Below are 23,534 nucleotides of genomic sequence, written 5' to 3'. Positions count from 1 at the left end.
TATATTTGCGGCCAGAATGCGAGAGTAGCTCAGTTGGTAGAGCGTCAGCCTTCCAAGCTGAATGTCGCCGGTTCGAACCCGGTCTCTCGCTCAAGAAGCTTCATTATTAATGAGGTTTTTTTTATTTTAAGTCACTTAAATCTGTTTCCGTATTGACCTCGTATGGTGGTTGATTATATTCAAAAATGCGTGCATCATGAGTTCCTTTCAAAATAATAGAATCGCCATTTACTTCTAACCAGCTTCCTTCACGAATACCAACAACAGGTTGGGTGTTGAATTGATGAAACTCTTTAATTCTCGTCTCTCTGGTTTCTCCCATATGTTTACTTGTTGGGTCTGGATCGAGATAATGCGGATTGATATTAAAGGGTACAAAACCAAAAGTTTTAAAGCTTGGCGGATACACAATAGGCATATCATTGGTCGTGTTTATGGTGAGTCCGCAAATATTACTTCCCGCACTGGTGCCGAGGTACGGAGTTCCGTTTTTTACTACAGATTTTATAGTATCTATAAGGTCATTTTTATACAATTGATTAACTAAAACAAAGGTGTTTCCACCACCAGTAAAAATACCTTTTGCTTGTTTTAAAGCATCTTTAGGATTTTCAAATTCATGAATACCAATGACGGTTTTATTGATTTTTTCAAAGGCTTTACGCACTTTAGAAGTGTAATCGTCGTGAGTAATTCCGCTAGGTCTTGCATAAGGAATGAATAAAATTTCCGAAGTATCACTAAAAAACACTTGTAATTCGTCTAACAAATAATCTAAAGGTTCGCCTCCATGAATAGTTGATGTACTTGCTATAATAATTTTTTTCATTGGTCGTAATTTGTTGTAAATTTAGGTATAAGTATAATTTAACAAAAGTTTAGATAGGCTTTATTAATAATTTAAGGTTTCAAATCATTTCTTTACTAAACAAATAGCAACTATGAAAAAACGACTACTCTTATGTTTTATAGCATTTTCTTCTTTGTTGGTCACATCACAAGAGATTAAACGTATCAAAGTTGACGGTAAAATTATTGTTGAAGGTGATGATGTTGAAGGCATCACTGTCTTTAATACCTCTTCTAATAAAGGAGTTATTACTAACGAAAATGGTGAGTTTTCTATTGCTGTAGCGCTAAACGATTTTATTGAATTTAGAGCTTTAAAATATCAAAATTTTGATTTACAAGTGAGCGAAGCTATTATGGCTTCCAAACGCATGCGTGTGTTTTTGATTGAAGAAATCAATAAACTTGACGAAATACTGGTCTTAACGAAAGGACTTTCAGGCGAGTTAAAAACAGATATTAACTCGGTAAAAACATTCAATCCCAAATTGGATGCGATTTATTTCGGAATAAAAAAAAGTGACGAATATGAGTTTCCAGATGATAACCGTTCTAAAGCCATTAATGAAACCATGCATTCGCAATCCCAAACTATGGTTAATGGTTTAAATATTGTAAATGTTGTAGACCAATTGCTGCTTCCTTTATTTAGAAGTAAGGTGAAAGATAAAAAAGCAGCGGGAATTCCTGAGGTTCCAGTAGATTCGGTTAAATATTATTTTGGTTCAGAATTTATCATTGATAATTTTAAGATTCCTGAGCATCGTGTTGAAGAATTTATCCTTTATGTGCAAGCAGATAAAGATTTTGATGTGAGCATGCTTAACTATGGAAATGAACTTGAGTTTTTAGAAGTACTGTATAAAAAAAGTCAAGAATTTTTAAACGCTGATAGTGGTAAGGATTAAGCAACTATTATTTTTTTTAGTTGTGATTTTTTCTTCGGAAGGATTCGCGCAAACTCAAGATATTAAAGGTAAAATTGAAGCTAAAGGCGATTTGGTAGGTATTCATATCATTAATAAATCTGCCAGTAAATTTACCATTACCAATGATGACGGCGAGTTTGTAATTCCAGCAAAGCAATATGATACAATTATGGTTTCAGGAATTCAATACGAACCTAAAGAATTTGTGATTTCTGATATCATCATGCAATCTAAGCAGGTCACCGTCAATCTTGAGGATAAAATTAATGTTCTAGATCAGGTGATTGTTGGTAAGATATTGACCGGAGATTTAACATCCGATATTGAAAATAGTGACGCCAAACGCGATATTAATTTTTATGATGTTGGTATTCCTGGTTACACCGGACGACGAATGACTTTAAGTGAAAGACGTGTATATGAAGCCAATAGTGGTGGAGGTTTAGTGCCTTTAAATCCTTTGATTAACTGGATTACGGGTCGAACAAAACGCTTGAAGGAACAAGTGAAACGCGATGAATTAAATCTCGCAACAGATGAAGCAATGGCTAAATATTCTAAATATCTTTTTGAAAATGATACCTTAAGTATTGCCAAGCAGCAGGAGTTTTTTTATTTCATGTCCTATGATGAAGCCTTTTTGCCTTTGAGTAAATCTAAAAATGAATACGAGATGTTGGAGTTTTTAAAAGCAAAACTCAAAGCGTTTAAATTACAAGTTGAAGACAATTAATCACATATCATGCCTATTATTAACGCTCGTTTGCTGTTTTGTTAGTACAGCGCAGACGATTGATTTAAAAGGGAAAATTACAGCGAGTTCAGACTTAGGTAGTATTCATGTACTCAATATTTCAGCCCAAAAATTCACGGTTACTAATGATGAAGGCAAGTTTGAGCTTCCGGCAAAAGTAAACGATACTATTTTAATTTCCAGTATTCAGTATACGCCTCAAACCATAGTTGTTTCAAAGGCAAATATGGAACTAAAATTTATAGCCATAACACTTACAGATCGGGTTAACGAATTGGATGAGGTGGTTGTTGGCAAAGTGTTAACGGGTGATTTAATGAGCGATATTGAAAACAGTGACGCCAAACGCGATATTAATTTTTATGATGTTGGGATTCCTGGCTACACAGGCAAACCAAAAACTCAGAAAGAACGTAAACTGTATGAAGCCGATGCTGGTAAATCTATAGTGATAGCGCCATTGTATGTAGGTATTAATATTCATAAAATATTAAATAAAATTTCAGGACGCACCAAGAAGTTGAAGCAAGCTGTAAGGCTGGAAGAACAAGAAAATTGCATTAACAAAACGGCATCAGAATTTTCTGAAATGCTGTTTTCAGATTATGAGATTGAAGCTCATTTAAAGACCGATTTTTTCTACTATGTTTCCGAAGATCCAAACTTCGCAAAACTTTGCAAAGATTATAATAGTTTTAAAATGTATGAGTTTTTACTTCAGAAGTTATACCTCTTTAACGAAACCGATGAGATTTCAAAAAACTAAAACCTAATTGAAGGTTCCATTTATTAACATATTTTAAGTAAAATATAATTCATAAAATGGCTATTTTTACGAATTATAGATTGTTATGAACTTTTTAAAAGTCACTTTAATAGCCGTTATTTTTCCTCTTTTTATGACTTCGGCTCATAAATACTATGTGAGTGTCACACAATTAAGCTATGTAAAAGATAAAAAAGCGATTCAAATTATTACCAGAATAGATATTGCCGATTTAGAACTTACGCTACAAGAACGTTACGATAAAACCATAAAAATGACAACCATAGATGAAAAACCTATGGTCGACGATTACCTTAAAACGTATTTGTCTCAAAAAATTGATATAAAAGTTAATACCAAAAATGTGACATTTAATTTCATTGGAAAAGAATACGATAATGATATTGTAGTCTGTTATCTTGAAATAGAAAATATTGATAAGATAGCGACCATTGAGATTAGTAATACTGTGCTTTTTGATAAATTTCCGAAACAGAAAAATGTGGTCAAAACCAAAATAAATTCTAAAGTAAATAATTTGATATTTACAAAAGACGATAGAAATCAATACTTAAACTTTAAATAAATCAACCTCTAATAAGCATTATGAAGCTACTAAAATACCTTTGTCTGTCTATAGCATTTATCTCGTTAAATGTCGTGGCGCAAGAGCAAGAGCGTAAGTCTGGGCATACCAATCAGAATAAGTTCAAACAACTCTATGACGAATTTGCAACACCTAATATGTTTCGAACCGGTTCTGGTGCCCCAGGTCCAGCCTATTATCAGCAACAAGCCGATTATAAAATGGATATCGAAATTAATGATGAAACGGCTGTATTAAGTGGTAATGAAACAATTACTTATACCAATAATTCGCCAGATGAATTGAGTTATTTGTGGGTTCAGCTGGATCAAAATGTGAGACAAAAAGACTCACCTTCTAAAGACATCAATTCGAGTCGTGTCACACCAGCTATGTCGGCTTCTCGATTTTCATCATCGTATCTTTCTGAACGTTTTGATGGTGGTTTCAATATCGAACAAGTGACAAGTATAGATGGTAAAGCTTTACCACACATGATCAATCAAACAATGATGCGTGTCGAGTTACCAAAGCCAATGAAAACGGGAGATCAGTTTTCTTTTAAAATTAAATGGTGGTATCAAATTAACAACCATGTTACCGATGGAGGTCGTTCGGGGTATGAGTTGTTTCCCGATGGCAATAGAAATTATGTGATTGCCCAGTTCTATCCTAGAATGGCTGTTTATAATGATGTTGAAGGTTGGCAAAATTCTCAGTTTTGGGGACGTGATGAATTTGCATTGCCTTTCGGAAACTTTGAAGTGAATATTACAGTTCCTGCCGATCATTTATTAGATGGTACAGGCCGTTTAATGAATCGCAAAGACGTTTTTTCAAGCACAATGATGAAACGTTATGAAAGCGCTAAAAAATCTTACGATGAACCTGTAATTATTGCTACTCAAGCTGAAGCTGAAGCTCGGGAAAAAGGACGTTCTAATAAGAAGAATACCTGGAAACTCTATGCCGAAAATGTTAGAGATTTTGGTTTCGCAACTTCAAGGAAATACATATGGGATATGATGGCTGTTAAGATTGGAGATAAAGATGTGATGGCTGTATCGCTTTATTCTAAAGAAGGAAATCCACTCTGGGAACAATGGTCAACAAAAGCTGTGGCAAGTACCTTAAAATCGTACTCAAGAATGACTTTTGATTATCCGTATCATAAAGCAATTTCGGTACATGCAAGACGTCAAGGAATGGAATATCCTATGATTTGCTGGAATTATGGTCGTCCTGATGAAAACGGAAAATATGATGATCGTACCAAATACGGAATGATGAGTGTGATTATCCATGAGGTTGGGCATAATTTTTTCCCGATGATTGTAAACAGTGATGAGCGTCAATGGACGTGGATGGATGAAGGATTAAATACATTTATGCAATATGTTGCAGAGCAGGATTTTGGAGAATGGTATCCAGATGCTTTATCGCCTGGAGATGAATCGTATCCTTCACGTCGCGGGCCAGCCAAAAATATTACCAGATACATGGGCGGAAATCAAGATTTCATTGCGCCTATTATGACCAAAGGACTCAATACTTACCAATTTGGAAATAATGCCTACGGAAAACCTGCAACAGCATTAAACATTTTGAGAGAAACGGTCATGGGACGTGAGTTGTTTGATTATGCATTTAAAGAATACGCCAACCGATGGATGTTTAAGCATCCAACACCTGAAGATTTTTTCCGTACAATGGAAGATGCCTCTGCATTTGATTTGGATTGGTACTGGAGAGGATGGTTTTACACAACCGATTGGGTAGATATTGGTCTTAAGGATGTTAAGAAATACTATGTGTCTTCTGAGCCTAATCAATATGCGAAGAATTATGCTGAAAGCAGAAATTTGAATTTAGAAGAGCTACAATGGGTCTACCTCGTTGAAGAAGGTAGCGAAGAGTTTGATGAAAAATTACGCCAAGGCACATCGGCTGATAATTCGCCATCCTTAAAAGCGTATATGATGGATAATTTTACTGAAGAGGAACGTAAAAACATCAAACAGCCTAAATACTTTTATAACATCACTTTTGAAAAGCCAGGCGGATTGGTCATGCCAATAATTGTTGAGTTCACCTATGCCGATGGTACAACAAAAACTGAAACTTATCCTGCTCAAATTTGGAGATTTAATGACAATGAGGTCTCTAAAGCAGTAGCTTCAGAAAAAGAAATTGTAGCTATTACTATAGATCCAAAATTGGAAACGGCAGATATCGATACGTCAAATAATTCTTGGCCAAAAGAAGTTGAAGAAAGTGAATTTGATAAATTTAAGACTAAAGTAAAGGGTTAAACCTAGTTTCAATATTAAAAAAGAGCTGATAGTCTTATCAGCTCTTTTTTGGTATATAATACCTCATTATAATAAAACATCTCATTATATTTGCAACGTGATTTATTCAGCGACATTTTTATTTTTAGGCTTTCAAGAAATCTTGTTTATTCTTGTTATTGTTGTCATGGTATTTGGTGCAGATAAAATACCTGAGGTTGCTCGTGGCTTAGGTAAAGGGATGCGCATGCTTAGAGATGCTACAAGTGATATCAAATCTGAAATCACTAAAAGTGCAGAAAAGCAAGGTATTGATACCGATTTAACCAAAGATATTACCCAAGAAATTAATAAAGTAAAGGACGACCTTGAAGATTTTACAGGTTCAGTAAGACGAAATCCGTAACTATTAAATTTCTATTTTTTTCTACTATTTTTTAATAAAATCGCAATTATAAGCGTGATTTAATTTCAATAATTTAATATATTTAGAACATCATTAACCAATCTAAATCATATTAAATGAAAAACATGTACCTAAAGGTGTTGCTTCTTCTAGCGATTACCATAGTATCTTGTGCAAAAGAAGATGCCATTATTGAAACAGAATCTCAAGAGATTCAATTTCCAAAAGAACCGCTTACGGTTCAAGAAATTAATAACCGAATTAGTGAAACAATTAGAGCGACTGGCGATTTTGACTGGAGTAAAGAAGATGCGCACTTTTTATGGAGCGCAGTTGTGCATGGTCAAAATGTTCTTACTATAGGTTATGGGAATGAAGGACAAAGTTTTAGCGAAACCAGAGATCCTGAATTAGAAGCAAAAAAAGAGGCCTTACTGGATATCGTTTCAGATAAAGAGAAGATTAACAAGCAAGAATTAAAAGTTGTAGAACAGGAGATTCTTAATGTGATTGATGTAGGTGTTGCATCTATTGAAACTATTGTAGCCCTCAGAAAAAATAAAAATGTTCGTTATTTAGAACCTAATGGGTATAATCAATTTACCTATAATGAAGTTGCATACCGCTCGAGCTCGGGATGTGATAAAAATGGCGATTATATTAATCCGTCGCACTACACAACTATTAGTCCGAATAACGCTCAAGTCGCCTGGAACTTTAGTGAACATAACATTCAGCAAGCTTGGAGTTTGTCTACAGGCTCAGGTGTAACAATAGGCTTAATTGATACGGGTGTTTCAGCATCGCAACCTTTGCTAAATACCTCTGGATTTAACGATGGTGTTTCTAGTGGACGCTTCGTTCAAAAATACGGTACATTTATAGATTCAAATTGGTGGTGGTCAAGCAATTATGATGGGCCTCACGACAAATGCGGTCATGGTACAGCAATGGGCTCAACTATGGCAGCACCACGTAATGACAATGGTATGCCAGTTGGCGTTGCTTACAATTCAAACTTAGTGGCTTATCGTGCTACTGAAGATGTCTTATTAAATGATTACCACGAACGTAAAGGTGTTTCTAAAGCCTTAACCCAATTAGGAAATAGAAGTGATGTAAAAATTATTTCGATGTCTATAGGTTATGTTTGGTCTATAGGAAATATAAAAGATGCCGTAAAATATGCGTATAGTAAGAATAAGTTAATCTTCGCTGCTGGAGGAACTTCTACAAGTTTTACCAATGGATTTGGTGTGATTTTTCCAGCAACTATGAGCGAAACAGTAGCGGTTACAGGTGTTAATGATGGTAGTAATTATGAGCGTTGTGATACCTGTCATAGCGGAAATAAAATTGATTTTACCATCATAATGGAAGGCGATAACAACACCAGTAAGGCACCTCCGGTTTTAGGATTCTATAATGGAGATAGACGTTATACAGGAGGATCTTCGGTGGCTACAGCAACTACAGCGGGAATTGCAGCTCTAGTATGGTCTAGACATCCAACTTGGAGCAGAACACAAGTGTTAAATAGGTTGAAGCAGTCTGCCGAATTCTATCCGTACAAAAACAGTAGTTTTGGTTATGGAAACATTGATGCTTGGCAAGCCGTTCAATAATTAAATAAAACAACAGTATTTTAAATCCTCTTCAGTTTTTGGAGAGGATTTTTTGTTGAATCAACCAAAATTTAGGATGCAGTTCAACGGATTCGGTTTTTAAAATATGAAGTTCATCCAATAAAAAGATGAGTTCAACGATTATTTTGTTATAAGTACTTCAATTAGAGATACTTTAATCCTCCCAAATTAACCTAAAGCCTATTATGAAAGCAAACCTACTATTCTGTTTTCTGTTATGTTCGTTTTTATCTTTTGGTCAAACCGAAAGAGCACTCATCAATAAAATTGATAGTATCAACGCAGTAGCATTACATCATTACAATACTAATGATATTGCTCAATCCTTCAAGCTATTTAACCAAGCCATTAAATTATCAGATTCTATAAATGATAGTTATGGACAAGCAGAAGCAAATTTTACGATTGGTAAGATTTACGACTTTATGCATGAATATGAGAAAGCAGAAGCTAGTTTTACACAGGTCATTAAAGCCTCACGAATAAGCAATGATAACTTTTTACTGGCGAGCTCATACCTGCATTTAGGTAAAATGTATATGCAAAAAAAGCCGCCTGTAAATCCTATTCCTTATTTTGAAAAGGCCCTTTTTTATGCTAAAAAACAAGAGGTTCGTGATCAAGACAATACCGATAAAAGAGCCGTTTTATTACTCAATACCAAATTGTATTTGGCTGAAGCTTATTTAGAGGTGCATAATTCAGAAAAAGCACTGATTTATTTGTCCAGAGCAGCCGACGATTTAAAATATATAGACGATCATGGTTACTCGAGAGCCAAATGGAATTACATCAAAGGCATCTATTTCTTTACTAAGGCATTTTACAACAGTGCGAATATGAAATTTGCTAATGCTGTTCAGCTTTTAGAAGGACAAAATGCAATTGATGCCTCCAATAAACATAAGCTTTTAAGTGATGTGTATAAAAACATGTCTTTAACTTATGCTATGTTAGAAAAGGATAAAGAAGCTTATAATGCTTTAATTTCTCACAATAATTATCGGGATAGGTTTCTCAATGAAGACCAAATCAGACAAAATATTATCGTTAAATCCAGGTTTCTCATTGAAAACTATAAAAATGTGGCGCAACTTGCCAATAATGAACGCATCGAGCAGCTGGCTGTGAACAATAAAATTAAAAATGTAAATGTTATTATTTCCATAACCATATTCTTGCTTATTATTTCTTTGCTTACCATGTATAGAAGCTATATGTCTAAACGGAAACTGAGTAATATGCTGAGGTTAAGAAATGTTGAACTTGAAACCGCTAAAAACCAAGCTGAAAAGTCTTCGGAATTAAAAAGTAACTTCATTTCTAATGTTACGCACGAACTAAGAACACCTTTATATGGTGTTGTTGGGCTGACATCTATTTTGCTTAAAAACAATAATTTAAGTGAGAAAGATTCGAAATTTTTAAAGTCTTTAAAGTATTCAGGAGATTATTTATTGAATCTTGTCAATGATATTTTGCAAATCGGAAAAATAGAATCTCAAAAAATAGAACTTAAGAATGTGACTGTAAACATTAGATTATTGTTGGAGAATTTGGTGAATTCTTTTGATTACAGATTAGAAGAAGCGAATAATAAAATACAGATTACGGTAGATAAAAATGTCCCAGAATTTATTAAATGTGATAATGTCCGAATGTCACAAGTCCTCATTAATCTCATAGGTAACAGCATTAAATTTACCGAAAATGGTAAAATTGATGTTCGGGTTAAACTATTAAATATTGAAGGGGATTATGTTAGTTTGAGCTTTGAAGTCGAAGATGATGGTCCAGGCATTCCGAAGGAAAAGCAAAAAATGATATTTGAGAATTTCTCTCAATTAGATAAAAATAACAATACCAATTATCAAGGTACTGGTTTGGGCTTGCCTATTACAAAGAATATTATTGAATTATTTGGCAGTACCTTAGAAGTTGAAAGTGAATTAGGCTTAGGAACCACCTTTAGTTTTGAACTCACATTTGAAATTGATAGAGACGTAAAATCTGAAACGGTTAAAACCAAAAAGTTAGAAGGTGAATCAATTGGAGAGACTAAGAAATACAAAATTTTAGTTGCCGAAGACAATAAGATTAATCAAATCGTAACTCAAAATCTATTACAGAAAGAAAATTACGAATGTGTGATCGCAACCAACGGAAAAGAAGCATTAGAGGCTCATAAACAAACCGCTTTTGATTTGATATTGATGGATATCAACATGCCAGTTATGAATGGCAACGAGTCTACTAAAGCCATACGTGAATTTGATACAAGAACACCTATTATTGCTTTAACGGCTGCCGATATTGATCAAATTAAAACCGATTATAAATGTATTGGTTTTGATGGGATCATCACCAAACCTTTTGATAACTACGAGTTTTTTCAAACCATTTCAGAGCATATAGAAAAAGCAAAATCCTTAGAAGCTACAGATTATGCTTTAAGTAAGGTTTCTTAAAATTTATTTTTTTCTACTTATAGAGAGGCCATCTCTAATGGGAAGTAAAACCGTTTCAATTCTATCATCATTTTTTAAAAGCGTATTAAACTCTAAAACTGCTTTTGTAGAATGATCCTTGTTGTCTAAAGGTTCAATAACCTTTCCATGCCAAAGGACATTGTCTGATAAAATAATACCTCCAGAGTTAAGTTTATCAATAATCAAATGGAAGTAATTAACATAGTTAGGCTTATCGGCATCAATAAATACCAAATCAAATGTAATGTCAAATTCAGGAATGATATCCAAAGCATTGCCCAAATGTTGATGAATTTGTGAACCGTATTCAGAGCGGTCAAAATACTTGCGCTGAAAATCAACCAGCTCTTCATTGACATCAATTGTGTGAATTTCGCCATCAGATGGTAATCCTTCAGCTAAACATAAGGTAGCATACCCTGTAAAGGTTCCTAGCTCTAATATTTTTTGAGGTCTGATTAGCTTAGAAATCATACTCAAAACCCGACCTTGATAAGGACCGCTAAGCATGATAGGTTGCAATATTTTTTGATAAGTTTCTCTTGTAAGTTGTTGTAGTAATTCAGGTTCTTCTTGAGAATGTGCTACAATATAGTCGTCTAAATGTTCAGGTAAGAAATGCATAACATATTAATGGACACCAGACATCATTTTTTTGATAATTGGTGCGATTAGTATCGCAAATATACCAACAATCACACTAATAACACCAAAGGTCGCATAAACTGAAAGATAAGAGTAAAGCTGCTGAAAGTTTTCACCATGTTGCATGGCAATTTCTGGAGTGATTCCAGTGATGGTTTCAACAATATCTCCAAAAACACCTGTGGTAAATACATTGGTTTCACCTTCGGTTACGGTTGTTAATTTGGCAATTTTTCCTGCAAAGAAATGTCCGTAGAAATTAGCAGAAAACCAAACACCCATAATAAAAGCAACATACTTTAAAGGTGATAATTCGGTCATTTTTGATAAGCCTATTGGTGATAAAAATAATTCTCCAATAGTGAGTACCAAATAGCCTAATACGAGGTAAGTCATGGATGTTCTGGCGAATTCGTCAATGCTATGAGCAGATAGGGCAAAAACGACAAATCCTAATCCTAAAAAGACCAATCCTAATCCGAATTTAATAGCAGAATTCGGGTTGCTGTTGCGCTTGCTTAAAAAGGTCCAGAGCATTGAAAAAGGAATCGCCAAAAGAATGATAAATCCTGCATTGATACTATTGGTGCCTGCAGCATCCATGCCTACAAGATTTACATTTCTATCGGCAAATAATGTTAGAGAGCTACCAGCCTGCTCAAAAATAGCAGCGAATAAAGTATATAGTATGGTAAAATAAACAGCGACAATTAATCGCTTTTTTTCTTTAGGTGTTACTGTTTTTAAAATATAGATGATGTATACTATTAAAAATACCGAAATCACCCAAACTAAATAATGTTCAAATTCATGAAACTTAACAATAAGAGCAAAGAGAGGCACCGATAAAAATGCGACAATGCTAATCCATCTGCCGCGATTTAAACCCAGTATTTGTTTTTGATAAGTTTCAGTATTCGGAACCAAGCCTTTGCTGCCAAATACATCATTTTTAAGCCCTCTGTTAAAAACGATTAAACCTGCAACCATGCCAATTCCGGCAAGCACAAAACCGTAATGCCAACCATAGGTTTCGGCAAACCAAGCACAGGCCAAAGGTGCTATAGCAGCTCCTAAATTAATTCCTAAGTAGAAAATTGTAAATCCAGAATCACGTCTTGCATCTCCTTCATGGTACAAATCTCCAACAAAAGACGAGATATTGGGTTTAAAAAAGCCATTGCCTACAATGATTAAGCCTAAGGAGCCATAAAAGAAAACGGGATGCTCAAAAGTGAGAAAAAAATGCCCTAAAGCCATGAGTATTCCGCCTAATAGGATGGCTTTTCTAAAACCTAAAATTTTATCGGCTAAAATGCCACCAATCATGGGTGTCACATATACGAGCGACATATAAGCTGCATATACTCCAAAGGCCATGTCGTCTGTAAACAGTAATTGTTTGGTCATGTAAAGTACGAGAAGTGCTCGCATTCCGTAGAAGGAAAAGCGTTCCCATAATTCAGCAAAAAATAAATAAATTAAACCTTTAGGGTGTCCGAAGACTTCATTAGAATTTACAGTAGACATCTGTTCGTTGTTTTGATTTTGAGCCAATATATTTAGAGCCTGTCTCAAGTACGAACCTTGTAACTAATTATAGCAAATTATAATGAATTGTGCTTAATTGTAACCAGAGTTATATTTTATGAATAAGCGAACTATAGTCTGAGTTTTCGGGAGTTTTGCAAAACTCTTCGAGTAGGGTTGCATCAATAGTGATGTGATTAGGAATCATACGTAATCTGTAACGTCCTTCACCAATAAAAGTGAATACATCTCGTCGTTCGAGAGATTGATTACTGTCTAATTTTAAAATCGTATTTATATTATCTATAATTCGGGTAAGATAGGTTTGGTTTTTAATTTCACCACCTAAACTTACGATTAAACTTTGCGATTCACCTTCGCCATATTTACGTCGGATCGCAAATTTTAAAAGGTTCTTGTATTGCGTGGTTTTAGAACCAAAGTCTATAGTTTCTTCAAAAACACCTTTAGTCGGAATACTGATTTTTACCAAACTCCAATCCAGAAAACTAATGGTCATTTCATTAGGTTTAGGCATGTTTGCTAACCGAATCACCCAAGTAGTTGCCAGCACTAAAAATATGGAAATTAAGGAAGTCTTTGCAATAATTTTAATGAGGTTATTGCTAAAGTTATTGCCATAGTTAATAAAGACTTCAGAGAGTTGCGAAGAAAAGACGAGTACGATGACCAGTACCGAAATCACACCAACTATTTTTAAACCGCGATAGGCAAATGTTCTAAAAAGTGAAATGCCTAATAAAGAACATAAAAACGCCGAGAGCATTAAATCAGGAATGGCATTTATATTCACACCACTATAATTGGCGTTTAGTTCGGGAAAAGCAGAAAGACCACTTGTAAGGATAGCCGTTAATACAATGACTATTAAAATGGTTTTGATATTCTTTTTATTATTATAAATAAATTGTGGTGCATAATAAAAGTAGAACAACGCCAATAACAAAAACATATTATTAACGATAGATAGCAAATGAATACCAAACTGAAATGACAAGGCTTCCTTAAATGAAAAATAATGACCTGCGTAAGACCAGCATCCGGAAATGACCCAAACAAACATCGCCAGACTTAAATACAATAAACCTTTGTCTACACGTTTTTGAGTGTCGTTTTCTTCTAGTAATTGCTTAAAACGTTGCCTGATATTTGACCATATGGCTAAAAGTAATATTGCTCCAACCAATGAAATGAAGATGTGTGAAAGAATATAAAATTCTGAAACATCAGTCATGCTTAGTGGCCTAAAATTCTATTAACTAATTTGGTTTTTGCAGCTTGATCGTCACCACAAAGCCATTGAATAACATTGTCTTCCCAAATGGCATCACGTTCTACTTCACTAATGATATCACGTTGCATGGCGAGATCTAAAATTTTACCAGGATACGACGACTGTTTTTCACTTTCCATTTCCCCTAAAGGATAAGGATCGTCTAATCCCATAATCACTTGTTTAGAGCCTTGGTTTTTAATTAATAACTCTAAACCGCCAGTATCATGAACTAAAGTGTCAAAAAAGATATTAGGATGCCCAACCGCTTTTCTTGGGTGGCTTTTTCCTTCAAATAAATCGGGACGTCCATCAAAGCCTTGAATACGTCTTCCCAAATTAATTTGTGCTAGTTGTCCGCCATGAGCAAAACAAATCCGCATGTTTTTATATTTTTCATAATAACCGTTTAAGGTTAAAAAGTGGTAAGCATCGGCACATTGTGCTAACATCCAAATTAAATGAAAACGCCAAGATGTATTTTGGAGTTTAATAAACTTTTCTCCATCGTAAGGGTGAATTTCTACAGCGAGATTGTATTTGTTAGCCAGCTCAAAAATAGGCTCATTTTCTTCATCAAAAATACAGCGCCAAGTTCCAATAGTATCCATATAATGTGTTGGTAAACACAAGAGTTGCATGCCTAACTCTTCTACACAGCGTTCAATTTCCCAGCAGGCTCCACGCACAAAACCAGGATGTACCACAAAACCACAGGTAAATTTACTAGGATTATCATGCTGAATTTTAGCATTAAAATCATTCTGAAAACGCAAAGCTTGTTTCATTTCTTCCAATCGCAGACCATTTCCATAGAGTTGAGAAAGGTTTAAAACAACCGCATGATCTATTTTAAAATGCGACATCCAGGCTAGTTTTTCATCTAAGAAAAAACTCGAATCGGTAATAGGACGATTCCAGTCTTTTTGTAGCATAAATTTTCTGTCCTTATCAACCCAGAAAATCCCTTTATCTTTCATGAATTCTGGAATATCTTCAGGGTAAGGCAGTAAGTGTGAATGACCGTTTATTCTAAGTTTGCGTGTTTCTTTCATCTGTGTCATTCCTGCATTAGCAAGAATCATTTTAGTTTTAGTTCAACAACGATTGGCTATGATGCTAAAGTGTAATTAGTCTATTTTTACTTTTTTGGGAGGCTGCATCACTTCACCACAATTTGGGCAGCTACGTTTTTCGGTATCACCATAATATTTGTCAAATATCTTAGGCATATCGGTTTCGATATTATCGAGCGTAAAATCTTCCTCATATAATTTGGTGGTACAGTTCTCACAAAACCAAAGTAAGGCATCTTGAACCCCTTTTTCTCTTGGATATTCAATCACTAAACCTACAGTATTAGCACCACGTTGCGGTGAATGAGGTACTTTGGGAGGAAGTAAAAAAATATCCCCTTCTTTAATATGAATATCTTTAGGCGTGCCTTTATCAATTACTTTTAAAACCATATCTCCTTCTACCTGATAGAAAAATTCTGGGGTTTCATTATAATGGTAATCTTTACGGCTATTAGGACCACCAACAACCATAACGATAAAATCGCCATCTTTCCAAACCACTTTATTACCAACAGGCGGTTTTAGTAAATGCCGATTTTCTTCAATCCAGGCTTTAAAATTTATAGGTGGAAATAAGGTACTCATAGTGTATATATTTTGGGCGTTACCCTAAAGAGGGTCAGGCTTTCCGCTGTATCTCTAACGGAACCGCTAGAGGATGTCGCTTCAATCCTTAACGCAAATTCATCAATTCAATAAAATTAGTAATAAAAATTGGAATTATAGCATCAGTCACTCGACACTTCAAACCGAATCTTCTTTATCAAGTTTTCATCTCAAATTCAGGAAAACAACAGCCGATTCAGCAAACCGATTAAGAGCTATAAACTTTTAGTGCGACCTCCATCTACTGGAAGGTTGATGCCGTTGATATAAGCAGCACGTTCACTGGCTAAAAAGGTGATAGCATCAGCTAATTCTTCGGGTTTAGCAAAGCGTTTGGCTGGGACAGCACTACGCATGGCGTTGGCCGCTTCATCTTCAGTTTTTCCGGTTTTTGCCGATTTGTTTTTTATGATTTCCGATAAGCGTTCTGTACCTGTAGCTCCAGGAAGTACATTGTTTACCGTAATACCAAATGCACCTAATTCGTTAGCTAAAGTCTTACTCCAGTTGGCCACAGCGCCTCTAATGGTATTGCTTACGCCTAAACCATCGAGAGGTTGCTTTACAGAAGTTGAAATCACGTTAATAATTCTACCATAGTTTTCGCTTTTCATAAACGGAACCACAGCTTGAGCCAAGACGTGGTTGCATTTTAAATGCTGCGTAAAGGCATTTTCAAATTCGTCGATTTCAGCAGAAAAAACAGGACCACCTTTTGGACCTCCAGTATTATTTACCAGAATATGGAATCCGTGATTTTCAGTGATGTAAGCGTTTACTTTTGATTTTAATTCTTTAGGATTGGAAAAATCGGCAACGATATAGCTGTGGTTTCTATGTTGAGGTAATTCGGCTAGTGTCGCTTTCAACTTAGCTTCGTTTCTGGCAATTAAAGTTACAATCGTGCCTTCTTCGGCTAAAGCTAAAGCTGTTGCTTTTCCGATTCCTGCGGTACTTCCGCAGACTAATGCGTATTTATTATTGAGTTCTAGGTTCATTTATTTTGTGAATTTAAAACTGTTTAAAATGGTGTTTGCAATCGTTCCGTAGTCGTCAAATTCTGAAGCAGTAGCCGTATAAGTAATAACATAAGCCTCTCCTTTATAAACCATTAGAAATTGTCTAAATTTCAAATCTACTTTTCCAAACTTATTAGACCATACAATATCTGAAACATCAATGCCATTTACTTTTATGCTCGTGTTTGATATAAAATTAGCCGTTGGCAGTTCGGCTTTAATATTGTCTATTGAGATTTTAGTATATTCAGAAAGACTCATGTTTTGACCTTTTAAACTTTCAGAATTGAGATTGATATTTTCTCTGAAAAAATCTTTCTTTTGTGATTCTACTTCAGCAAACAGTAAAAATTTTACAGAGGGCTGAGGTTTTTTTTCACTGTATTCCCAATGACTAGGATATATAAGACTAAAATTATCTTTTTCTAAGGTTTTCCAGTCGTCTTGAGCAAATGCAAATGTACTGATGAATACTAAAAGCAGCGTAATTATTTTGTAGTTCATGTGGTGTTTTGTTTAATATTTAATACAGATATTTTTAGCTTCGGTAAAGAAACGCAAGGCTTCAAAGCCGCCTTCACGTCCAACACCCGATGCTTTAACGCCTCCAAATGGAGTTCGTAAATCGCGCAGCATCCAAGTATTGACCCAAACAATTCCAGATTGTAATTGGTTGCTTAGACGCATGGTGCGTTTTAAATTGTTGGTCCACAGCGTCGCTGATAATCCATACTTGACTTTATTGGCCATTTGCAACACATCATCTTCACTGTGAAATGGCATCAAGGTCACTACGGGTCCGAAAATTTCTTCCTGATTAACACGGCAGTCATCATTAGGCACTTCAATAACCGTAGGTTCGAGATAGTAACCGTTTTCATAACCATTGACTGTCACCGCATTGCCGCCACACAAGATGGTACCGTTTTCGTCTTTAGCAATCTGAATGTATGCTTTAACTTTATCTAGATGCGATTTTGAGACTAAGGCGCCAATATCAGTGTCAGCTTCAGATGGATGTCCAACTTTAAGTTGCTTTACTTTCGCGACGAAATCGGTTTTAAATTGATCATAAATTGTTGCTTCTACAAAAATCCGACTTCCGCAGAGGCAAATCTGACCTTGATTGGCAAATGATGAACGGACGGTTGTATTGAGCATGTCTTCATAATCACAATCGGCAAAAATGATATTCGGATTTTTTCCACCTAATTCAAGTGATAATTTTTTAAACATTGGCGCTGCTACTTTGGCAATATGAGTTCCCGTTGCGGTGCCTCCAGTAAATGAAATGGCTTTAATATCTGGGTGTTCTATAATGGCTTGTCCTGTCGAACCGCCCAGTCCGTGAACAATATTTAAAACGCCTTTAGGAAGGCCAGCCTCGTTACAAATTTCGCCTAATAAATAAGCAGTCATCGGTGTGACTTCGCTGGGTTTTGCCACAACACAATTTCCTGCAGCAAGTGCTGGTGCGATTTTCCAGGTAAACAAATAGAGTGGAAGGTTCCAGGGTGAAATACAGCCCACAACGCCAATAGGTTGACGCAATGTATAGTTTATAGCTTGTTGCCCTGTGCTTTCATGGCTTTCACTTGCAAATTGAGTTATCGCATGTCCGAAGAATCTAAAATTACTAGCTGCCCTTGGAATGTCAATTGCTTTTGCTAATGAAATAGGTTTCCCATTATCTTTAGATTCTGCTTCAGCAAAGCGCTGTAAGTTGGCTTCCAGTAGCTCAGAGACCCTGATAAGTATACGGCTGCGCTCTTCTAAACCAGTTTGCGACCAGCCTGGAAGTGCCGATTTTGCAGCGATGTAGGCATTCTCTACATCTTCTGTAGACGAGTTAGGAATTTGCCCATAAACCTCACCATTAGACGGGTTGTAGTTGTCTATCCAGTTGTTGTCAATTGGATTGTGGAAATTTCCGTTAATATAGTTTTGAATGTTCATTTTTTGAACTATTATTTCGAGCTTACAAGTTAAATTTTATTTAGCTGAAATTCTATTTTTAGCTCTAATTTTTCATAATAGTTCATTGCTTTAAATTGAAATAATTTAGTGGTTGTCTAGTGTCATTTCGGTAATTAAATCAATAAGGTTACTGGCAACATTCATGCGTTTTTTTTAATTGGCTTCGATAGGTTAATCGCTTTAAGCACATTTATATGTTGAAGTATTTTGAGGTGTTTCCTTCAGAGGGAAGGTTCTGACGTATGTGTCGAAAAAATTTAATCATTTCGATTAATACAGTATATTATCTAAAGTCCAATCTAACCGTTCTTCTAGCATGCTAAACTTACCATCTGAAAAGAAAATCTTGTACATTTCTCTTCTAAAAGCAGCGAGTTCCATCTGAGAATAGTTGTGATTGTCAATCACATCTTCAATTTTTTTTAATCGCTTTTTTTCAGAATGCTTATGGAACTTTTGATACATCTTGAGAAAGGTTTTTTTGGAAGTGTTTCTTTGAATCATTTCCAGTTCTTCCTCGGTTTCCTTTTTATCGGCATTGGCACAGAGAAGCATGATGTATATCTGTAATTCTGTTTTTGACCAATCTGGTTTTTTGTTTTTCATGAATTTGTTATTTTAAATTAATTAATAGCCTTAATAATATTTTTAACTGTAATTCAATATGAATAGATCTAAAGAACTTAATCATCGAAATCTTTTTTATTTCGTTTATTAATTCTTTACCCGTATGGATTAATTCGTCATAATACTGAATCATCTGAGTTTGAACTGCGCATCTTGTTACTGAGGATCTGAAACTTTCGTCGGCAAATGTCGCTTTGAGTTTTCTTTTTAGATTGTCATCGAGTTCTTCTTCGTTTAATATATTTTGATTCATATATAAACTAATAAACTCCGACATATCATATTTTGATGTCCAAATGACTTCCATGCTTTCTATAAAGTTGAAGTAACTGTTTTCTTCACTTATGGTCTTATTTACAATGGTGTTGTAACTGTCTATTAAACTATCGACTCTGGTGCCATTAATCTTGCCTAAATAAGAAGAGTTCTTTAAAGCCTCATAACCGCTTTGGTTTGGGGCGAAGTAAAAATCTATAAAAGCATTTGCCGCATGCATGTTTACAACTAAGTCATAATCATCTTTTTGAAAATTGGCTAATGCTTTTTGACATGCTGTGTTAGTTTCTTGCCTTCTTGTTTTTATGACATTTAGATTCTTGATATCTAAGACGATATTGTTACTAATCTTAGCCAAATATTGTTTGAGTTCATTTTTTTCTTTTCTGATATCATTCCAATTATTAATTTGAAGTGCTATGAGAATACCAATAACCACAAGAATAATTTCGCCAATGGCGTATTTGAAGTATTTTGAGGTGTTTCCTTCTGAGAGAAGGTTTAACCGGATTTTTCGAAAGAATTTAATCACATTTACAAAATAAAAGTGATTAAGCGATGGTTGGTTTGAGGTAAGTTAAAGTTAAGTAATTCTATTGGTTAGTAGTCTGTTTTTAATAAATGTTACGAATCTTATTTAGATTTGTAGGCCATGACCTTTATTTCGACTACCAAATCGGGATGTGGTAATTGATGCACAGCAACGGTAGTTCTGGTTGGTCCTGTGGCTTTATCAAAAAACTCTGCATAAGCTTTATTATAATCGGCAAAGTCATTCATATTAACTAAAAATGAAGTCACATCAACAACATCGTTTAGGCTAGCTCCAACCTTTTGTAAATTCTTATCAATATTTTTTAAAACTTCTTGCGTTTGGGTGTAAGCATTTAAACGCTTGGTGCCCATTTCATCAATGATATCAACTCCAGCAATAGAATTATCTGGTCGTCTAGAACTGGTTCCAGAAACGAAAATAAAATCGCCAACTTGTTTAACATGCGGATAAGCGCCTCTTGGTGTTACGGTGTTTTCGCTCATAATTATTTAATGTAATCCAGCAATTCTATCATCTTCTAAAATCGCTTCGGTTTCACTCTTTACTTTGTCTAAAATCGTTTTAATAGGTGTTGCAGTAGAGATGATACCATCTGCTAACATATTAAGTATGGCCTTGTCTTGCGCACGACCTCTAAGCATAGCTTCGCGATAACCGATGTGCTCATTAAAAGTGACCAGGCTGTATTTAGAAGCGTATGCATCGGGGAACTCTTTTTCAAGTGCCATTTCAATTTTTCGTTTTTCCTGAAACAGGGCTTGTCCAACATGGTCTTTCATTTCATGAAAATTATCAATCGCTAAGTCGGCAATGGCATCGGTGTCTTTCTTTCTGGTTTTTTCATATTCAGAAAATATAGTTTCCCAATCCCCTTCATGTTTGTCTAAAACCGCGTCAAATTCTACAACATCCTCAAAAGATGCATTCATGCCCTGACCATAAAAAGGAACGATGGCGTGTGCAGAATCTCCCATTAGTAAGGTGTTGCCTTTGTAATGCCAGGGCGAACACTTAACCGTTCCGAGAGGTGCTGTTGGATTTTCAAAAAAGTCATCAACAAGATTTGGCATGAGCTCTAAAGCATCAGGGAATTCTTTCTGGAAGAATTCGGTGACACGTTTAGGAGTAGTAAGATTATTAAAATTATATTCGCCTTCATCATAACTTAAAAACAGAGTGACTGTAAAGCTACCATCTAAGTTTGGTAAGGCAATCACCATAAAATCACCTCGTGGCCAAATGTGTAAGGCATTTTTATAAGTTTTGTAATCTCCAGTTTCCGAAGGTAAAATAGAGAGTTCTTTATAACCATGCGTGAGATAGTCTTGCGAAAAACTGAATAAAAATTTCTTACCTAAATAATAACTTTTACGCAAAGCAGAACCAGCACCATCAGTTGCAATAATGGTATCTGCATCTTCGATAAACTCATCTTTAGTATTATAATCTTGAAACAGGGCTGTTGTTTTTTCAAAATCTACCGATTTACATTTTTTATTAAAATGAATGGTGACATTGTCGTGTTTTTCGGCTTCGGTTAATAGGAGTCCGTTAAGTTCACCTCTAGAAATAGAATTGATATACTCATGATCTCTGCCACTGTAATTTGATAAAAAGGTATTGCCTTCTCTATCGTGCAGCATTCGTCCGTTCATTGGAATACAAAGTGATTTGACTTTGTCTTCGATACCAACTAATTTCATGGCTTTATTACCACGATCAGAAAATGCTAAGTTAATGGATCGTCCTGCTGAAATATCTGTCTTACGTAAATCGGGACGCATTTCATAAACCGTTACGTTATAACCTCGTTGGCCTAGTCGTAAAGCGAGTAAGCTTCCGCAGAGTCCGGCTCCAATAATGAGTATGTTTTGTTGTTTATGCATATGATTATAGTTATTCTGAAATGGTTTCAGAATCCCATTATTTAATTCAATATTGTTTTTAAACGCTCTACAAACCCATACACATCCTTAAAGGAATTATAAAGAGGTACAGGAGCACAACGAATCACATCTGGTTCTCTCCAATCGGTTATGATACCAGCTTCAGTAAGTTTTGTATGTAAGCTTTTATCGGCATTTTTAACCTGGATCGATAGTTGGCACCCACGTTCGTCAGGATTACTAGGCGTGATAATTTTGATGTCTGAATTATCTAGTTGATTCAATAAAAACTCAAAATAACCAGTAAGTTGTTTCGATTTTTGACATAACTTATCAAATCCTGCTGCAGCAAACACATCTAATGATGCACGTATAGCAGCCATCGATAAAATAGGCGGATTACTAAGTTGCCAGCCTTCAGCACCAGGTAACTGATCAAAGTCGTCACGCATTCTAAAACGGGTAGTCTTGTTATGTGACCACCAGCCTGTAAACCGGTTAAGGTCTTTTCGGTAGGCATGACGCTCGTGAACAAAAGCACCAGATAAACTTCCTGGTCCGGAGTTTAAGTATTTATAGCTACACCAAACGGCAAAATCGGCTCCAGAATCATGAAGATTTAGTGGCACATTTCCAGCACCATGCGCACAGTCAAATCCGACCATACATCCATAGCTATGTCCCAATTGCGTGATGCGTTTTAAATCAAAAAACTGTCCCGTATAATAGTTTACACCGCCAATCATAACTAAGGCAATTTCGTCACCTTGTTGTTTTAAAATGGTTTCTAAATCGTCATAGTTAGCTAACTCTTCGCCTTCTCGGGCTTTCCATAAAATTAAGCCGTCTTTATCATCATAACCATGATGGCGCAACTGCGATTCTACGGCATACTTATCGCTTGGAAAGGCATCAGCTTCAATTAAAATTTTATAGCGTTTTGGAGTTGGTTTGTAGAAGCTCACCATCATAAAATGAAGGTTAGCTGTAAGTGAATTCATCACCACAACCTCTAAGGGTTTCGCTCCCACAATTGAAGCCATGGTTTCAGTTAAAAACTCATGATAGTGTAACCAAGGGTTTTTGCCTTCTGTATGTCCTTCAACGCCAAGGTTTGCCCAGTCTTCAAGCTCCTGGTTGATGTAACTTTTTGTGATTTTAGGTTGTAATCCTAGCGAATTTCCAGTCATGTATATGAGCTCATTTCCATGGTTATCTTTTGGAATATGGAACTGATCTCTATAGGCTGAAAGATTATCATTTTGATCTTGTTGCTGTGCATATTCAAGACCTAATTTATAGTTGGACAAGGTTGTTGATTTT

Annotated in this window: 22 protein-coding genes and 1 tRNA gene; 9 read left to right on the top strand and 14 right to left on the bottom strand. The window is 35.4% G+C overall.

Annotated features, from left to right (window positions below; translation table 11 throughout):
* The first annotated feature begins 18 nt into the window (after positions 1-18).
* Positions 19-91, top strand: a tRNA-Gly gene (locus N4270_RS14810).
* Positions 92-121: 30 nt separating this feature from the next.
* On the opposite strand, the gene pepE is transcribed toward N4270_RS14810, so the two are convergent.
* Positions 122-829 carry a dipeptidase PepE gene (gene pepE, locus N4270_RS14805; RefSeq protein WP_260098126.1) on the bottom strand — a complete coding sequence of 236 codons (708 nt, stop codon included), beginning with the start codon at positions 827-829 and terminating at the stop codon, positions 122-124.
* Between the two features lie 112 nt (positions 830-941).
* Here pepE and N4270_RS14800 point away from each other — a divergent pair, with 112 nt between their 5' ends.
* The 8 genes from N4270_RS14800 (at position 942) to N4270_RS14765 (ending at position 10,695) form a co-directional block, all read left to right on the top strand.
* A complete protein-coding gene (locus N4270_RS14800; protein ID WP_260098125.1) occupies positions 942-1,757 on the top strand; it encodes a carboxypeptidase-like regulatory domain-containing protein in 816 nt (271 codons plus the stop codon).
* Positions 1,758-1,779: 22 nt separating this feature from the next.
* Entirely contained in the window at positions 1,780-2,511 is a 732-nt protein-coding gene (locus N4270_RS14795; protein WP_260098124.1) for a carboxypeptidase-like regulatory domain-containing protein, read from the top strand.
* On the top strand, positions 2,498-3,298 hold the full coding sequence (locus tag N4270_RS14790) for a carboxypeptidase-like regulatory domain-containing protein (protein ID WP_260098123.1): 801 nt from the start codon (positions 2,498-2,500) through the stop codon (positions 3,296-3,298). The genes N4270_RS14795 and N4270_RS14790 overlap by 14 nt, the downstream gene beginning before the upstream one ends.
* An 85-nt stretch (positions 3,299-3,383) precedes the next feature.
* Positions 3,384-3,884, top strand: coding sequence for a DUF6702 family protein (locus N4270_RS14785; RefSeq protein WP_260098122.1), 501 nt, complete (start codon positions 3,384-3,386; stop codon positions 3,882-3,884).
* Between the two features lie 20 nt (positions 3,885-3,904).
* Positions 3,905-6,196: a M1 family metallopeptidase gene (locus N4270_RS14780; RefSeq protein WP_260098121.1), complete on the top strand. Its 2,292-nt coding sequence runs from the start codon at positions 3,905-3,907 to the stop codon at positions 6,194-6,196.
* 97 nt (positions 6,197-6,293) lie between these two features.
* Positions 6,294-6,581, top strand: a complete 288-nt coding sequence (locus tag N4270_RS14775; protein ID WP_260098120.1) for a twin-arginine translocase TatA/TatE family subunit — start codon at positions 6,294-6,296, stop codon at positions 6,579-6,581.
* Between the two features lie 116 nt (positions 6,582-6,697).
* Entirely contained in the window at positions 6,698-8,206 is a 1,509-nt protein-coding gene (locus N4270_RS14770; protein ID WP_260098119.1) for a S8 family serine peptidase, read from the top strand.
* A 206-nt stretch (positions 8,207-8,412) separates the two neighbouring features.
* Positions 8,413-10,695, top strand: coding sequence for an ATP-binding protein (locus N4270_RS14765; RefSeq protein WP_260098118.1), 2,283 nt, complete (start codon positions 8,413-8,415; stop codon positions 10,693-10,695).
* A gap of 3 nt (positions 10,696-10,698) precedes the next feature.
* Here N4270_RS14765 and N4270_RS14760 read toward each other — a convergent pair whose 3' ends face one another.
* The 13 genes from N4270_RS14760 to kynU all read right to left on the bottom strand — a co-directional run bounded on the left by N4270_RS14760 (position 10,699) and on the right by kynU (position 23,521).
* Positions 10,699-11,340 carry an O-methyltransferase gene (locus N4270_RS14760; protein ID WP_260098117.1) on the bottom strand — a complete coding sequence of 214 codons (642 nt, stop codon included), beginning with the start codon at positions 11,338-11,340 and terminating at the stop codon, positions 10,699-10,701.
* Positions 11,341-11,346: 6 nt separating this feature from the next.
* A complete protein-coding gene (locus N4270_RS14755; RefSeq protein WP_260098116.1) occupies positions 11,347-12,891 on the bottom strand; it encodes a peptide MFS transporter in 1,545 nt (514 codons plus the stop codon).
* 109 nt (positions 12,892-13,000) lie between these two features.
* Positions 13,001-14,146, bottom strand: a complete 1,146-nt coding sequence (locus N4270_RS14750; RefSeq protein ID WP_260098115.1) for a hypothetical protein — start codon at positions 14,144-14,146, stop codon at positions 13,001-13,003.
* Positions 14,147-14,148: 2 nt separating this feature from the next.
* On the bottom strand, positions 14,149-15,240 hold the full coding sequence (locus N4270_RS14745) for an amidohydrolase family protein (RefSeq protein ID WP_260098182.1): 1,092 nt from the start codon (positions 15,238-15,240) through the stop codon (positions 14,149-14,151).
* Between the two features lie 75 nt (positions 15,241-15,315).
* Positions 15,316-15,849: a 3-hydroxyanthranilate 3,4-dioxygenase gene (locus tag N4270_RS14740; protein ID WP_260098114.1), complete on the bottom strand. Its 534-nt coding sequence runs from the start codon at positions 15,847-15,849 to the stop codon at positions 15,316-15,318.
* 236 nt (positions 15,850-16,085) lie between these two features.
* The gene (locus tag N4270_RS14735) at positions 16,086-16,868 is read right to left on the bottom strand and encodes an SDR family oxidoreductase (protein ID WP_260098113.1); all 783 of its coding nucleotides are present in this window, start codon (positions 16,866-16,868) and stop codon (positions 16,086-16,088) included.
* On the bottom strand, positions 16,869-17,393 hold the full coding sequence (locus tag N4270_RS14730; RefSeq protein WP_260098112.1) for a PsbP-related protein: 525 nt from the start codon (positions 17,391-17,393) through the stop codon (positions 16,869-16,871).
* A gap of 12 nt (positions 17,394-17,405) precedes the next feature.
* Positions 17,406-18,845 carry an aldehyde dehydrogenase gene (locus tag N4270_RS14725; RefSeq protein ID WP_260098111.1) on the bottom strand — a complete coding sequence of 480 codons (1,440 nt, stop codon included), beginning with the start codon at positions 18,843-18,845 and terminating at the stop codon, positions 17,406-17,408.
* Positions 18,846-19,136: 291 nt separating this feature from the next.
* Entirely contained in the window at positions 19,137-19,472 is a 336-nt protein-coding gene (locus tag N4270_RS14720; RefSeq protein ID WP_260098110.1) for a hypothetical protein, read from the bottom strand.
* A gap of 7 nt (positions 19,473-19,479) precedes the next feature.
* Positions 19,480-20,301: a DUF6090 family protein gene (locus tag N4270_RS14715; RefSeq protein WP_260098109.1), complete on the bottom strand. Its 822-nt coding sequence runs from the start codon at positions 20,299-20,301 to the stop codon at positions 19,480-19,482.
* Between the two features lie 101 nt (positions 20,302-20,402).
* Entirely contained in the window at positions 20,403-20,807 is a 405-nt protein-coding gene (locus N4270_RS14710; protein ID WP_260098108.1) for a RidA family protein, read from the bottom strand.
* Positions 20,808-20,813: 6 nt separating this feature from the next.
* Complete coding sequence (locus N4270_RS14705) at positions 20,814-22,211, bottom strand: NAD(P)/FAD-dependent oxidoreductase (protein WP_260098107.1); 1,398 nt, start codon at positions 22,209-22,211, stop codon at positions 20,814-20,816.
* A gap of 41 nt (positions 22,212-22,252) precedes the next feature.
* Positions 22,253-23,521 (bottom strand): kynureninase, encoded by a 1,269-nt coding sequence (kynU, locus tag N4270_RS14700; RefSeq protein ID WP_260098106.1) that lies wholly within the window; start codon positions 23,519-23,521, stop codon positions 22,253-22,255.
* Positions 23,522-23,534 lie beyond the last annotated feature (13 nt).

The sequence above is a fragment of the Psychroserpens sp. SPM9 genome, from assembly GCF_025153525.1.
Lineage (GTDB): Bacteria > Bacteroidota > Bacteroidia > Flavobacteriales > Flavobacteriaceae > Psychroserpens.
Note: the sequence above shows the minus strand (reverse complement) of the source record. Positions and strands in the feature narration are given on the sequence as shown.